Origin of the sequence: Streptomyces sp. CB02414 (assembly GCF_001905385.1) — a bacterium.
Classification (GTDB): Bacteria; Actinomycetota; Actinomycetes; order Streptomycetales; family Streptomycetaceae; genus Streptomyces.
Window position 1 is genome coordinate 46191 of sequence record NZ_LIPF01000003.1, and the last position, 14492, is coordinate 60682.

General features: G+C 72.3%; 12 protein-coding genes and 3 tRNA genes. 8 read left to right on the forward strand and 7 right to left on the reverse strand.

Annotation, left to right across the window (positions count from 1 at the left end; genetic code table 11):
* Window positions 1-18: 18 nt before the first annotated feature.
* Genes purL through purS form a run of 3 tightly spaced genes read right to left on the reverse strand, consistent with a single transcriptional unit; the run spans window position 19 to window position 3223 of the window.
* Window positions 19-2277, reverse strand: a complete 2259-nt coding sequence (gene purL / locus AMK11_RS11170) for a phosphoribosylformylglycinamidine synthase subunit PurL (RefSeq protein ID WP_073725851.1) — start codon at window positions 2275-2277, stop codon at window positions 19-21.
* Window positions 2274-2954 (reverse strand): phosphoribosylformylglycinamidine synthase subunit PurQ, encoded by a 681-nt coding sequence (gene purQ / locus AMK11_RS11175; RefSeq protein WP_073725853.1) that lies wholly within the window; start codon window positions 2952-2954, stop codon window positions 2274-2276. Before purQ ends, purL begins: the two co-directional genes overlap by 4 nt.
* Window positions 2951-3223 (reverse strand): phosphoribosylformylglycinamidine synthase subunit PurS, encoded by a 273-nt coding sequence (gene purS, locus AMK11_RS11180; RefSeq protein ID WP_073725854.1) that lies wholly within the window; start codon window positions 3221-3223, stop codon window positions 2951-2953. The genes purQ and purS overlap by 4 nt, the downstream gene beginning before the upstream one ends.
* A 349-nt stretch (window positions 3224-3572) precedes the next feature.
* On the opposite strand from purS, the gene AMK11_RS11185 reads away from it, so the two are divergent.
* From AMK11_RS11185 to AMK11_RS11220, 8 genes are all read left to right on the forward strand, one after another.
* Window positions 3573-3890, forward strand: coding sequence for a histone-like nucleoid-structuring protein Lsr2 (locus AMK11_RS11185; protein WP_073725856.1), 318 nt, complete (start codon window positions 3573-3575; stop codon window positions 3888-3890).
* A gap of 151 nt (window positions 3891-4041) precedes the next feature.
* A tRNA-Gly gene (locus AMK11_RS11190) sits at window positions 4042-4113 on the forward strand.
* A gap of 80 nt (window positions 4114-4193) precedes the next feature.
* Window positions 4194-4266 (forward strand) — tRNA-Gly (locus AMK11_RS11195).
* 147 nt (window positions 4267-4413) lie between these two features.
* Window positions 4414-5415, forward strand: a complete 1002-nt coding sequence (locus tag AMK11_RS11200; protein WP_073725858.1) for an ABC transporter ATP-binding protein — start codon at window positions 4414-4416, stop codon at window positions 5413-5415.
* Window positions 5412-6227 carry an ABC transporter permease gene (locus tag AMK11_RS11205; protein ID WP_073725860.1) on the forward strand — a complete coding sequence of 272 codons (816 nt, stop codon included), beginning with the start codon at window positions 5412-5414 and terminating at the stop codon, window positions 6225-6227. The genes AMK11_RS11200 and AMK11_RS11205 overlap by 4 nt, the downstream gene beginning before the upstream one ends.
* A 29-nt stretch (window positions 6228-6256) precedes the next feature.
* Window positions 6257-7507, forward strand: coding sequence for a sensor histidine kinase (locus AMK11_RS11210; RefSeq protein ID WP_073726783.1), 1251 nt, complete (start codon window positions 6257-6259; stop codon window positions 7505-7507).
* Entirely contained in the window at window positions 7504-8118 is a 615-nt protein-coding gene (locus AMK11_RS11215; RefSeq protein ID WP_073725862.1) for a response regulator transcription factor, read from the forward strand. Before AMK11_RS11210 ends, AMK11_RS11215 begins: the two co-directional genes overlap by 4 nt.
* Before the next feature lie 37 nt (window positions 8119-8155).
* Window positions 8156-8231: transfer RNA gene (locus AMK11_RS11220), tRNA-Gly, on the forward strand.
* 53 nt (window positions 8232-8284) lie between these two features.
* Here the strand turns inward: AMK11_RS11220 and AMK11_RS11225 are convergent.
* From AMK11_RS11225 to purD, 4 genes are all read right to left on the reverse strand, one after another.
* Window positions 8285-9184 (reverse strand): phosphoribosylaminoimidazolesuccinocarboxamide synthase, encoded by a 900-nt coding sequence (locus tag AMK11_RS11225; RefSeq protein WP_073725864.1) that lies wholly within the window; start codon window positions 9182-9184, stop codon window positions 8285-8287.
* 89 nt (window positions 9185-9273) lie between these two features.
* On the reverse strand, window positions 9274-10785 hold the full coding sequence (locus tag AMK11_RS11230; protein WP_073725866.1) for a N,N-dimethylformamidase beta subunit family domain-containing protein: 1512 nt from the start codon (window positions 10783-10785) through the stop codon (window positions 9274-9276).
* 223 nt (window positions 10786-11008) lie between these two features.
* Window positions 11009-12847, reverse strand: coding sequence for a hypothetical protein (locus AMK11_RS11235; protein WP_073725868.1), 1839 nt, complete (start codon window positions 12845-12847; stop codon window positions 11009-11011).
* 298 nt (window positions 12848-13145) lie between these two features.
* Window positions 13146-14396 carry a phosphoribosylamine--glycine ligase gene (gene purD, locus AMK11_RS11240; RefSeq protein ID WP_073725870.1) on the reverse strand — a complete coding sequence of 417 codons (1251 nt, stop codon included), beginning with the start codon at window positions 14394-14396 and terminating at the stop codon, window positions 13146-13148.
* Window positions 14397-14492: the final 96 nt, after the last annotated feature.

Below are 14492 nucleotides of genomic sequence, written 5' to 3' on the forward strand. Positions count from 1 at the left end.
CTCGGCCGTGCGGAACTGCTACGCGAGCAGCGCCGGGATCGTCCCCTCGTGCGCCGTGCGCAGCTGATCCAGGGGCAGCGTGAACTCGCCCTGGACCTCCACCGCGTCCCCGTCCACCACGCCGATGCGGGTGGCCGGCAGGCCCCGCGCACCGCACATGTCGTTGAAGCGGACCTCCTCCGAGCGCGGGACGGCGACGACCGCGCGGCCCGCCGACTCCGAGAAGAGGAAGGTGAAGGCGTCCAGCCCGTCCGGTACGACCAGCCGCGCGCCCTTGCCGCCGAGCAGCGCCGACTCGACGACCGCCTGGACCAGGCCGCCGTCGGACAGGTCGTGCGCGGAGTCGATCATGCCGTCGCGGGAGGCGGAGATCAGGATCTCGCCGAGGAGGCGTTCGCGCTCCAGGTCGACCTTCGGGGGCAGACCGCCGAGGTGGTCGTGGACGACCTGGGACCAGGCCGAGCCGCCGAACTCCTCACGCGTGTCGCCGAGGAGGTACAGCAGCTGGCCCTCCTCCTGGAAGGCCACCGGCGTGCGGCGGGCCACGTCGTCGATGACGCCGAGGACCGCGACCACCGGGGTGGGGTGGATGGCGGCCTCGCCGGTCTGGTTGTAGAGCGAGACGTTGCCGCCCGTGACCGGGGTGCCGAGCTGCTGGCAGCCGTCGGCCAGGCCGCGCACGGCCTCCGCGAACTGCCACATCACCGCCGGGTCCTCCGGCGAGCCGAAGTTCAGGCAGTCGGAGACCGCGAGGGGCTTGGCACCGGTCGTCGCCACGTTGCGGTACGCCTCCGCCAAGGCCAGCTGCGCGCCCGTGTACGGGTCGAGCTTGGCGTAGCGGCCGTTGCCGTCGGTGGCGATGGCGACGCCGAGGCCGCTCTCCTCGTCCACGCGGATCATGCCCGAGTCCTCGGGCTGGGCGAGGACGGTGTTGCCCTGCACGAAGTGGTCGTACTGCTGGGTGATCCACTGCTTGGACGCCTGGTTGGGCGAGCCGACCAGCTTCAGGACCTGGTCCTTCAGCTCGTCGGACGTCTGCGGGCGCGGCAGCTTGTTCGCGTCGTCCGCCTGGAGCTCGTCCTGCCAGGACGGGCGGGCGTAGGGGCGCTCGTAGACCGGGCCCTCGTGCGCGACCGTGCGCGGGTCCACGTCGACGATCTTGCCGCCGTGCCAGTAGATCTCCAGCCGGTCGCCGTCGGTCACCTCACCGATGACGGTGGCGATGACGTCCCACTTCTCGCAGATCTCCAGGAAGCGGTCGACCTTGCCGGGCTCGACGACCGCGCACATGCGTTCCTGCGACTCGCTCATGAGGATTTCCTCGGGCGAGAGGGTCGAGTCGCGCAGCGGGACGTCGTCCAGGGTGACGCGCATGCCGCCGGAGCCGTTCGACGCCAGCTCGGACGTGGCGCAGGACAGGCCCGCCGCGCCCAGGTCCTGGATGCCGACGACCAGCTTCTCCTTGAACGCCTCCAGGGTGCACTCGATGAGGAGCTTCTCCTGGAAGGGGTCGCCGACCTGGACGGCGGGGCGCTTGGAGGGCTTCGCGTCGTCGAAGGTCTCGGAGGCCAGGATCGACGCGCCGCCGATGCCGTCGCCGCCCGTGCGGGCCCCGTACAGGATGACCTTGTTGCCCGCGCCGGACGCCTTGGCGAGGTGGATGTCCTCGTGCCGCATGACGCCGATGGCACCGGCGTTGACCAGCGGGTTGCCCTGGTAGCAGGCGTCGAAGACGACCTCGCCGCCGATGTTGGGCAGGCCCAGGCAGTTGCCGTAGCCGCCGATGCCGGCGACGACGCCCGGGAGGACGCGCTTGGTGTCGGGGTGGTCCGCGGCGCCGAAGCGCAGGGGGTCCACGACCGCGACCGGACGCGCGCCCATCGCGATGATGTCGCGGACGATGCCGCCGACACCCGTGGCCGCGCCCTGGTAGGGCTCCACGTAGGAGGGGTGGTTGTGCGACTCGACCTTGAAGGTGACCGCGTAGCCCTGGCCGACGTCGACGACACCGGCGTTCTCGCCGATGCCGACGAGCATCGCGTCGGACTCGGGGGCCTTCTCGCCGAACTGGCGCAGGTGGACCTTGCTGCTCTTGTACGAGCAGTGCTCGGACCACATCACCGAGTACATGGCCAGCTCCGCGCCGGTGGGGCGGCGGCCGAGGATCTCCACGACCCTCTCGTACTCGTCCTTCTTCAGGCCCAGCTCGGCCCAGGGCAGCTCGACGTCGGGGGTCTCGGCCGCGTGCTCGACCGTGTCCAGAGGCGTCCGGCTCATGCGTTGACCAGCTTCTTGAGGATCGAGGTGAAGAACGGGAGGCCGTCGGTGCGGCCGGTGCCGATCAGCGGCTCGACGGCGTGCTCGGGGTGCGGCATGAGGCCGACGACGTTCCCGGCGGCGTTGGTGATGCCGGCGATGTCGTTGAGCGAGCCGTTGGGGTTCATGTCCAGGTACCGGAAGGCGACGCGCCCTTCGGCCTCCAGCTCGTCCAGCGTCCGCTGGTCGGCGACGTACCGGCCGTCCATGTTCTTCAGCGGGATGTGGATCTCCTGGCCGGCGGTGTAGTCGCTGGTCCAGGCGGTGCCCGCGTTCTCCACCCGCAGCTTCTGGTCGCGGCAGATGAAGTGCAGGTGGTCGTTGCCCAGCATGCCGCCGGGGAGCAGGTGCGCCTCGGTGAGGATCTGGAAGCCGTTGCAGATGCCGAGGACCGGAAGCCCGGCCCTGGCCTGGTCGATGACGGTGTCCATCACCGGCGAGAAGCGCGCGATGGCGCCGGCGCGCAGATAGTCGCCGTACGAGAAACCACCGCAGAGCACCACGGCGTCGACCTGCTTGAGGTCCTTGTCCTTGTGCCAGAGGGCGACGGGTTCCGCGCCGGCGACGCGGATCGCGCGCTGCGTGTCGCGGTCGTCGAGAGAGCCGGGGAAAGTGACGACGCCAATACGAGCGGTCACTTCGCGGCCTCCGCGACTACGTCCTCGGACTCGACCTTGACGGTGAAGTCCTCGATCACGGTGTTGGCGAGGAAGGATTCCGCAAGATCATGGATGCGGGCGAGGGCGGCGTCGTCGACCGGCCCGTCCACTTCCAGTTCGAATCGCTTTCCCTGACGGACGTCCGAGATCCCTTCGAAACCCAGTCGCGGCAGTGCGCGCTGCACCGCCTGGCCCTGGGGGTCGAGGATCTCCGGCTTGAGCATGACGTCGACTACGACGCGTGCCACTGGCACTCCCGGTGTGTGGTGCTGAGCAGGTTCCTTCAGACTACCCGTACAAAATTTCTACGCGCGTAGCCTTGGAGGAAAGTACGTGACCCCAGTCACGATCGGGTATCGGAACGGGGCCGCCACGAAAAGCTTCGGGAAAGATCCCGGATCAACCTCCGCCATCTATTGCGCACAGACACGCTGAGAGATTTAGTCGGGCTTCCCATTGCAATGCCGGGCACTGTACAAATGAAATGTCATTAGCCGATACTTTGCCCAATTACAGGCGAACAGTCGGCATCATCGCGGCGTCTTGGCACGTTCGGGCACGTCATCGCGGAGATGCCGCACGAAGGGACCGATATTCGTGGCGCAGCGTGTCGTGGTCACTCTCTTTGACGACATCGACGGCTCGGAAGCGGCGGAGACGATCGCCTTCGGAGTCGACGGCCGGATGTACGAGATCGACCTGAACGAAGCGAATGCCCGGAAACTGCGGACGGCCCTCGAGCCGTACGTGTCGGCCGGCCGCAAGCGGTCCCGGTCCGGCAAGGCGTACCGGCAGACGGAGGTCGCCCCCGACCCGGCGGCGGTCCGCGCGTGGGCGCAGGCGAACAAGATGGACGTGCCCGCGCGGGGCCGGATCCCGAAGCGGGTGTACGAGGCGTTCGCCGCGGCGCAGTGAGCCGCGACGCAGTGAGCCGCCCCCGGCCAGGAGGGGCCGACGGGCGCTCAGCCGCCCCTCGCGTCAACCGACTTGCGCGGCACCCCGGGTGATCAGCTAAAGTCTGGAGCACGCCGAGGGGCGAGGCCGAAAGGCCCAGCTCACGGAACATGCGGGTGTAGTTCAGTAGTAGAACATCCCCCTTCCAGGGGGAAGGCGCAGTGTGCAATTCCTGTCACCCGCTCTGCATCGCCGTACCGGCCACTCGATTGGATCAGGTAGGCTGGTGCTCGCACCGATCGGTGAAGGCCGGTCGGGGGCAATGCGGACGTAGCTCAGTTGGTAGAGCGCAACCTTGCCAAGGTTGAGGTCGCGAGTTCGAGCCTCGTCGTCCGCTCGGGAATCAGACCCCGGTCCTCTGTGGACCGGGGTCTTCTCGTGTGTCCGGTACGACTCCCGCGAGCGGCCTCCGTCTGACATTTGTCATGCCCGGTGGTGACGGCCCGCACTGTTCCGAGCCCCGGCGCCCCGGGATGCTTGAGGCATGCAATCAAACGGACACGAACACGTGATTGAGGTCACCGACCTGCGGCGTGTGTACGGGGGCGGGTTCGAGGCCGTACGGGGGATCGACTTCTCCGTGCGCCGCGGTGAGGTCTTCGCACTGCTCGGCACCAACGGCGCCGGCAAGACGTCCACGGTCGAACTGCTGGAGGGCCTCGCCGCTCCGGCCGGCGGGCGGGTGCGTGTCCTCGGGCACGACCCGTACACCGAGCGGGCCGCCGTACGCCCCCGCACCGGGGTCATGCTCCAGGAGGGCGGCTTCCCGTCCGAGCTGACCGTCACGGAGACCGCGCGGATGTGGGCGGGGTGCGTGAGCGGGGCCCGTCCGCCGGCCGAAGTGCTTTCCCTGGTCGGACTGGAGTCGAAGGCCAACGTCCGCGTGAAGCAGCTCTCCGGGGGCCAGCGGCGCCGCCTGGATCTGGCGCTCGCGCTGCTCGGCGACCCCGAGGTGCTCTTCCTCGACGAGCCCAGCACCGGACTGGACGCCGAAGGCCGCCGGGCGACCTGGGAGTTGGTGAGCGCGCTGCGCGACGCCGGTACGACGGTACTGCTGACCACGCACTACCTGGAGGAGGCCGAGAACCTCGCCGACCGGCTCGCGATCATGCACGAGGGCCGGATCGCCGCCACCGGCACCCCGGCGGAGGTGACCGCCTCGCAGCCGTCCCGGATCACCTTCGAACTGCCCGACGGCTACTTCGTGGGCGACCTGCCGCCGCTCGGCGAGCTGGGCGTGAGCGACCACGAGGTGGACGGCCGGCTGATCCGGCTCCGCACCCGCGAGCTCCAGCGCGCGGCCACCGGGCTGCTGACCTGGGCCGAACGGACCGGCGTCGAGCTGCGCCGCCTGGACGTGCGGTCCGCGTCCCTGGAGGAGGCGTTCCTCAGGATCGCGAAGGAGGCCTCCGGGACGGACGCCTCCGCGCGGAGCGCTTCCGCGCAGGCCTCCGACGCCACGACGAAGAAGGAGTACGCGGCATGAGCGCCACGGAGACCAAGGCCCCCGGGGCGCGCGCCGCCAAGGGCCCGGCCACCACGCCGATCAGCCGGATGACGGCGCTCGCCCGTGCCGAAATGACCCTGATGGGACGGAACAAGGGCACCGTCTTCGCTTCGCTGTTCGTGCCGCTGGTGCTGCCGCTCAGCGTGCACTCGGCGTCCCAGGAGATGGACCTCGCCGAGGCCGGGCTGACCCCCGGCATGCTGGTGCTGCCCGCCGCGGTCGGCTTCTCCCTGCTGTTCGCCGTCTACTCCTCCCTCGTCGGCGTCTTCGTCGTCCGGCGCGAGGAGCTCGTCCTCAAGCGGCTGCGCACCGGCGAACTGCGGGACGTCGAGATCCTCAGCGGCTCCGCGATGCCGGCCGTGCTCGCCGGACTCGTGCAGAGCCTGCTGCTCGCCGTGGGCTGTGCCGTCCTGCTGGACCTGTCCGCGCCGTCCGCGCCCCACCTCGCCGTCCTCGGCCTGCTGCTGGGCCTCGTGATGTGCGCCGCGCTCGCCGCCGTCACCGCGAGTTTCACCCGCACCGGCGAGAGCGCGCAGGTCACACCGCTGCCGTTCACGTTCGTCTCGATGATCGGCTCCGGCATGTTCGTGCCGCTGGACCTCTTCCCCGACCAGGTGGCCTCCGTCTGCGAGCTGCTGCCGCTGACGCCCGTCGTCACCCTGGTCCGCGGCGGCTGGGCGGGTGACCTCTCGGCCTACGAGGCGCTGGGCGCCGTGGCGACGGCGGTGGCCTGGACCGTGGTCGCGGTGTTTGCTGTACGGCGGCGGTTCCGGTGGGAGCCGCGGCACTGACGAGCGGGGCGAACGGGATGAGCGAGGGCATGCGCAGGCCGAGGCGCTGGTGGGGGCGGAAGAGCACGCCGGCGAAGGTGGAGACGTACACGCGGTGGTCGTTCCACTTCTTCGGGCTCGCGGAGATAGCCGCCGCAGGGGTGTCCGCGTTCAGTCAGGTCGACGCGCGGCTCGCGGCCGTGCTCCTCCTGGCGGTCACCGCGCACGCCGTCGTCCTCATGGTGGTCGCGTCCCGGACCCTGGACTGGGAGCTCGGCCTGCGGAAGAAGCCCGTGCGGCTGCTGTGGATCCTCGCCGTCCTCACCCTGGTGATCGCCGCCGCCGCGCTCACCTTCGCCAAGCGCGGGCCGGACAACGACGCCGCCGCCGCGGCGGCGGGTGGCGTCTTCGGGTGTGTCGTGACCATCGGGTCCGGTGTCCTCGCCCTCGGGGTGCGCAGCCACCGGCACACGGCCGCGCTCGTCCTCGGTGTCGCGGCCGGAGCCGGAGCCCTGTCGCTCGTGCTGGGCGTTCCGGGCACCGCCGCGCTGTTCACCGCGGGCGTGGTGCTCGTGGGCGGCGGCTTCATCTCCTTCACCTGCGTGTTCTCCGTGTGGCTGCTCAACGCGGTCTACCAGCTGGACGAGGCGCGGGAGACCCGCACCCGGCTCGCCGTCGCCGAGGAACGGCTGCGGTTCGGCCGGGACCTGCACGACGTGATGGGACGGAACCTGGCGGTGATCGCCCTCAAGAGCGAACTGGCCGTCCAGCTGTCCCGGCGCGGCCGGCCCGAGGCCGTGGAGCAGATGATCGAGGTGCAGCGCATCGCCCAGGAGTCCCAGCGGGAGGTCCGGGACGTCGTGCGCGGCTACCGGGAGGCCGCCCTGGAGGTCGAGCTGGCCGGTGCCCGGGGCGTGCTCTCGGCGGCCGGCATCGACTCGGAGGTCACCGGCGAGACGGCCGGGCTGCCCGCGGAAGTGCAGTCGGCGCTCGGCTGGGTGGTGCGGGAGGCGACGACCAATGTGCTGCGGCACGGGAACGCGCAGAAGTGTGCCGTGGCGGTACGAGTTTCGGAGGGACGTGCGGTGCTGACGGTGGAGAACGACGGCGTGGCGGAGGTGACCGAGGCCGGCGGCGCCGCGCGGCCGGGCGGCTCCGGGCTCGCGGGACTGCGGGAGCGGCTGGCCGCCGTGGACGGCACGCTGGAGGCCGGGAGCGTCGGCAAGGGCGTGTTCCGGCTCACCGCCGAGGTGCCGCTGCCGCCGGCTGCCGGGGCGGCCGTGCTGGAGGCCGCGTCGTGACGACTCCCGTACGGGTACTGCTCGCGGACGACGAGCACCTCATCCGCGGGGCGCTGGCCGCCCTGCTCTCGCTGGAGGAGGACCTCACCGTGGTCGCCGAGGCGGCCACCGGGCCGGAGGCGCTGGCGATGGCGCGGGCCCACGAACCGGACGTCGCCGTGCTCGATCTCCAGATGCCCGGCGCGGACGGTGTGAAGGTCGCCACATCCCTGCGGGCCGAGCTGCCCGCCTGCCGGGTGCTGATCGTGACCAGTCACGGGCGGCCCGGCCATCTGAAGCGGGCGCTCGCGGCGGGGGTGCGCGGCTTCGTGCCCAAGACGGTCAGCGCCCAGCGGCTCGCCGAGCTGATCCGCACCGTGCACGCCGGAAACCGTTACGTCGACCCCGAGTTGGCGGCCGACGCGATCTCCGCCGGGGACTCGCCGCTGACCGCGCGGGAGGCCGAGGTGCTGGAGCACGCCGCCGACGGGGCGCCCGTCGCGGAGATCGCCGAGCGGGCCGCGCTCGCCGAGGGGACCGTGCGGAACTACCTGTCGTCGGCCGCGAGCAAACTCGGCGCGGAGAACCGGCACGCGGCGGTGCGGCTCGCGAGGGAGCGGGGTTGGGTATAGTGGCTGTCGCGCCACGGAGAAATCCACGGCGCGGAGTGCGAACGTAGCTCAGTTGGTAGAGCGCAACCTTGCCAAGGTTGAGGTCGCGAGTTCGAACCTCGTCGTTCGCTCCACATGAGGAAGCCCCCGGTCCCGGCCGGGGGCTTCTTCGTGCCTGCGGTCCGTCCTACGACCAGCCGAGGCCGGTCAGACGCTCGTAGGCCTCCACGTACTTGGCGCGGGTCGCGTCCACGACCTGCCGGGGCAGCGGCGGCGGGGGCTGCTCGCTCTTCCGGTCCCAGCCGGACTCCGCCGAGGTCAGCCAGTCCCGGACGAACTGCTTGTCGTACGACGGCTGCGCGCGGCCCGGCTGCCACTGGTCGGCCGGCCAGAAGCGGGAGGAGTCCGGGGTGAGCACCTCGTCGGCGAGGATCAGGTCGTCGCCGTCGAGGCCGAACTCGAACTTGGTGTCGGCCAGCACGATGCCACGTTCGCGGGCGACGTCCCGGGCGCGGGAGTAGACGGCGAGGGTGGCCTGGCGGAGGCGGGCCGCGGTGTCCGCGCCGACCTGGCGGGCCACCTCCTCGTAGGAGACGTTCTCGTCGTGCTCGCCGACCTCGGCCTTGGTGGCCGGGGTGAAGATCGGGGCGGGCAGCTCCGAGCCGTCGACGAGGCCCTCGGGGAGGGCGAGGCCGCAGACGGTACGGGTCTCGTCGTACTCGGCCAGCCCGGAGCCGGTGAGGTAGCCGCGGGCCACGCACTCCACGGGGACCATCCGCAGGGACTTGCAGACCAGGGCGCGGCCCTCCCAGTCGGCGGGGGCGCCCGGGGGGAGCTCGGTGCTCAGGACGTGGTTCGGGGCCAGGTCGGCGAGCTGCTCGAACCACCACAGGGAGAGCTGGGTGAGGACCCGGCCCTTGTCGGGGATCTCGGTCGGCAGCACCCAGTCGTAGGCGGAGATGCGGTCGCTGGCGACCATCACGAGGTCGCCCGCCTCGTTCCGGTACAGCTCGCGCACCTTGCCGGTGTGCAGATGCACCAGACCCGGAACCTGGAGCGGCTCGGGCTTTTCGACGAATCCGGACACGGTTCCTCCCCGTGGTTCTGTCCAATGCTCCGATTGTCCCGTACGTCGTGGGGAGGGGGGACGGTGGGGCGGTGGGGGGGGTGCCTGGGTCAGTCCCGTTTGCAGATGCGGTCCAGGAGGTTGGCGGTGGCCCGCTGGACGCGCGGGTCGACGTGGCCCGGGCGGTCCAGGGCCGGGGACCAGGCGAACGTCCCGGACGCGAAGACCCAGGCGCCCGACGGTGCCCGGTACAGCGACGTCTCCTGGTGGCGGCGGGCGCCGTCCGCGTCGGTGTAGGGGCTGTGCGCCAGCAGGACCCGCTCGTCGTGCTCGGGGAGCGGGGCGCGCGGGAAGTAGCGGTCGGCCTCGCCGGCGACCATGTCCTGGATCTCGTCGCCCTCGTGGGCGCCGGTCGCCTCCCACAGCCAGTGGCCGGCGTTGCGGACGATCATCGGGTGGGGTTCGGGGACGCGGCCGGCGTACTGGATGCCGAGGAGCTGCTGCTCGGGACGGTCGACCTCCCGCCACAGCACCGGCTTGCCCGGCCCCTTGCGCTTGCGGCAGGTCAGCAGGCGGTCGGGGGCGCCGGACGGGGACGGGCCGAGCTCCACCTGCCAGTACATGGTGTTGGCGGAGAGGAAGACCAGGGAGGTGCCGTGCTCGCGGGCGAGCTCCGTGGTGCGGCGCATCGGGACGGACCAGTACTCGTCGTGCCCGGGGAAGACCAGGCCCCGGTAGCGGGTGGGGTCGATGCGGCCGGAGTGCAGGTCGCGGGCGTCGGCGTAGGCGAGGTCGTAGCCGTAGCGCTCGGCGAAGCGGATGAAATCGTAGGCGTGGCCGACGTGCAGGGGGAGGCCGGCGCCCGCGTACGGGCGGTCGAAGGAGACGGTCGTCGCGGCGTCCGCCTCGCCCAGCAGACGGCCCTGCTCGTCCCAGGCGTGGTAGAGGCTGGCGCCGGTGCGGCCGTCCTCCGGGTAGAGGTTGTACGCCTGCCAGGTGATGTCCGGCAGCAGGAGCAGCAGGTCGGCGGGGTGGCTGTCGCGGACCGTGAAGGGCACGTGGGAACGGTGGCCGTCGGCGGTGGTCAGGACGGCGACGTACGCGCCGATGTTCCAGTACGACGGGATCTGCAACCGCCAGGACAGCCACCAGTGGTGGCAGGAGACCGTGCGGTCGGCGGTGAGCGGCGGGGGCTGGACGATGCCGGACAGGCGGGGGCTGGTGGTGATCTTGGCGGCGCCGTCACCGCCGTAGTGGCCGATGCGGTAGACGTCGACGCTGAACTCCTGCGGCGGGTCGACGGTGATGTGGAAGTCGATGGCCTCGCCGGGGGCGGCGGCTCCGGTGGCGGTGAAGCCCTTGATCTGGCGGCGGACGTCGTCGGCGGCGCGCGGGCCGCCGCCGTCGGTGCGGCGTTCGCGGGACCTCGTGCCGGGCGAGCCCGGTGTGCCGCCCTGGTCCGGTGCGGCGTCCGGCTCCGCGTACCAGGGGACGACCTGGCCGGTGTCGCCGAAGTACGTCTCGCCGCCGCGCAGCCAGGGGACGGGCCCCTGTCCGAAGGGATCCGTGACGGCGTGCGCGAGTGCGCCGGACTCCCAGCGGCGGATCTGCTCGGGCCCCATGGGACAGTCCCCTCCCTCGTGCCCCCGTGGTCGTGCGTATGACGAACGCCTTTGCCATGTGCGCGATCGGTCCCAGCACATCACATTTCGCGCGCGCGCTGTCACTGTTCGTCGCGAAGTGGCCGAAAGTGGAATTCAGAAGTCCGCTTCGAGTGGGGCGGGGTGACGTCGAAGCGGGTCGGGTCCTGGGCCCGCGCCCGGGCGCGGGCCTGGGGAGTCCGGGTCAGACGAGGCGTACCGGCTTCTCGGGGCGCACGCCGAGCTCGGCCAGCCAGGTACGCAGCGGGTCCGGGTCGCCGGTCTCCACGAGGCTGCGGACGTGGGAGGCCAGGTCGGCGACTCGCGCGCCGTCGACCAGGAGGGACGGTCCGTCGAGCCAGTCGAGGCCGGGGGCCGCGCCGGCGGTGTCCATCGCCGCGCAGCACACCATCGCCGTGATGTGGGCGGTGAGGATCTCGCGACCGGTGCGCGGCGGCTGCAGGGGGAGGAGAGGGAGCGCGCGGTCGTCCCAGAGGGCGGTGTCCGGGGCAACCGGTCCGGCGTCCGCCCCGGGGTGAGCGGCCGGGGCCGGGGCTCCGGAGGGCTGTGCCCGTGCTTCCTCGCGGGCCAGCTCGGCACTGAGCCCGGCGGCGAGGGCGGCACCGCGGGAGGTCGTGCCGGCGAGGTCGTCATCGTCGTCGGGGGTGAAGGCGGTGCTGGTGTCGGTGTCGGTGCCTGTGACGGCGGCGGCCTCGGTCGCCGGGTCACCCGCAAGCGCGGGGCCGTCCGGGGGCGTGGTCGTGAGGTGGTCCAGGACGCGGGACAGGGTCGGGCCGTCCGTGCCCGGTGCGGCCCCCTCGGCGGCGCGGCGGACACCCAGGGCGTCGAGGACGCGGTGGAGGCGGGCCGCGTCCGTGCGCCAGGTCCGGTCGACGACCTCCTCGGGATACTCCTCCCACCCGACCGGCGCCCAGTCCGGGCCGGTCTCGGCGGGCCCCCCGTGGAAGAGGCGCGCGGCCAGGAGCGAGACCGCCTCGTCCATCGTCCCGGGCTCCTCCAGCAGGTCGCAGGCGGGACGCTCACCCAGGCGGGAGGCGAAACCCTCGGCCAGCCGGTCGCGGCGGGACAGCTCCGTGAGCGCGGCGACGACGCCCACGTCCAGCCGGGAGGGCCAGCGGCCCATCCGCCAGGCGGGCAGCGCCACCCGGGTCAGCAGCCGGTCCCAGCCCGCGTAGGCGAGCCCGACCTGCTCCTGCGCGACGATCCGCAGACCGTAGTCCACAGCCTGTGCACGCTCCGCGGCGGCCGCGGCGACCCCGCGCTCCATCTCGGCCGCGTGCACACGGCAGCTGCGCAGCAGGAGTCTGGACACCCAGCCGAGTCCCGCGCCCACGGCACGGGACAACGGTCCCCGCCCGACGTCCGACGCCGCCGCCACCGCCGCGTCCAGGCCCCGTATGAAACGGCGGGCTGCGGCTATGTCGGGGTGGGCCGAGGGCCCCGTACCCGCGACGACCGGGGCGAGGACGGCGCGCAGCTCCCCCACCCGCATCCACCACAGGAAGGGCGAGCCGATGACGAGGACGGGCGCGGGGGCACTCCGGCGCCGGGCGGGTCCACCCGGTCCGGACAGGTCGTCGTGCTCCTGGGCGGACGGCGGGCCGTGGGCCGGGTGGTTGCGGTCCTCCAGCCAGCTGTCGCAGTCCGGAGTGAGGGCTATCGCGGAGGGAGCGGGGACGTCGAGCCGGTCGGCCAGGTCGCGGACCATCCGGTAGAGGTCGGGGGCCGACTCCTCGGCGACCGCGACCGTCGGCGTGACGGCGGGCCGGGAGCGGGTGACGACCAGGGCGACCGCGGCGGCGGCCACCAGGACGAGGAGCGCGAGCACGGACACGGCCCAGCGGACGGCGTCCCAGCCCCCGCCCACCAGGTGCCCGGTCGAGCCGCCCGCCAGCAGGATCACGGCGGCGGCTGCGGGCAACAGGGCGACGGCCAACGCCCTGCCGCGGACGCGCAGCACGGCCAGCGCCCGGGAACGCGCGGCCTGCGCGCCCAGCTCCACTCCACCACCGATACCGGTCACGACCGGACCTCACCCCCTCCTCGCTGTCCTGTCCGTCCAGGGCTGTCCTGCTGCTCTCCCGCTCTTGCTCACTCACCCCACTGTGGCACCCGCCACTGACATCGCAATGCCGGTGGGCCAAGTGCCGGACGCTTGCGCGGCACCCTAGTTGGGGGTCGTGCACCCGTCAGCCGTATAGCCCATCGGTCACTCGATGGAATGGCTTTGGGGAAAGGTGGGTGACGGACGGCAAGGATCAGGCCCCGGCTCCTGAGACGGAGTCGGGGCCTGCCGGGTTCGGGTGCGGTGGGGATTCGGGCTACGCGCCCGCCGCCTTCGCCGCGATGTCCGTGCGGTGCTGGGAGCCGTCCAGACCGATGCGGGCGACGGCCCGGTACGCGCGGTCGCGGGCCTCGGTGAGGTCGGTCCCGGTGGCGGTGACGGACAGGACGCGGCCGCCGGCGCTGACGACCGCGTCGCCCTCGCGCCGGGTGCCGGCGTGCAGGACGTAGGCGTGCGGGGCGTCCTGGGCGGCGACCTCGTCGAGGCCGGTGATCGGGTCGCCGGTGCGCGGGGTGCCGGGGTAGTTGTGGGAGGCGACGACCACGGTGACGGCCGCGTCGTCGCTCCAGCGCAGCGGCTCCAGGTCGGCGAGGTTGCCGGTGGCGGCGGCCATCAGCAGGCCGGCGAGCGGGGTCCGCAGCCGGGCCAGCACGACCTGGGTCTCGGGGTCACCGAAGCGGGCGTTGAACTCGATCACGCGGACGCCGCGCGAGGTGATCGCCAGACCGGCGTACAGCAGCCCGGAGAACGGGGTGCCGCGTCGGCGCATCTCGTCGACGGTCGGCTGGAGGACGCTCTCCACGACCTCGTCGACCAGCTTGGGGTCGGCCCACGGCAGCGGCGAGTACGCGCCCATGCCGCCGGTGTTGGGGCCCTCGTCGCCGTCGAGGGCGCGCTTGAAGTCCTGGGCGGGCTGGAGCGGGCGGACGTTCTCGCCGTCGGTGATGGCGAAGAGGGAGACCTCGGGGCCGTCCAGGTACTCCTCGATCACGACGCGGTCGCAGGCCGCCGCGTGCGCACGGGCGGCCTCGACGTCGTCGGTGACGACGACGCCCTTTCCGGCGGCGAGCCCGTCGTCCTTCACGACGTAGGGGGCGCCGAAGGCGTCCAGGGCCGCGTCGGCCTCGTCCGCGCTCGTGCAGACGTACGAACGGGCCGTGGGCACACCGGCGGCGGCCATGACGTCCTTGGCGAAGGCCTTCGAGCCCTCGAGTTGCGCGGCCTGCCCGGAGGGGCCGAAGACCGGGATGCCCGCCTCGCGCACGGCGTCGGCGACCCCGGCGACGAGGGGCGCCTCGGGCCCGACGACGACCAGTTCGGCACCGAGCCGGGTGGCGAGCGCGGTGACGGCCGCACCGTCGAGGGCGTCGACCTGGTGCAGTTCGGCGACCTCGGCGATACCGGCGTTGCCGGGTGCGCAGTGCAGCGCGGTGACGTCGGGGTCGAGGGACAGGGAACGGCACAGGGCGTGTTCGCGGGCGCCGCCGCCGATGACAAGGACCTTCACGGGGGTCAGCCTAATGGGAACGGGCCGGTGCCCTTTGTGCGGGCTTCCGAGAGGGCGGGGCGCGGAGGGTTGTACCTTCCTCCAGCGCAGCTCCGC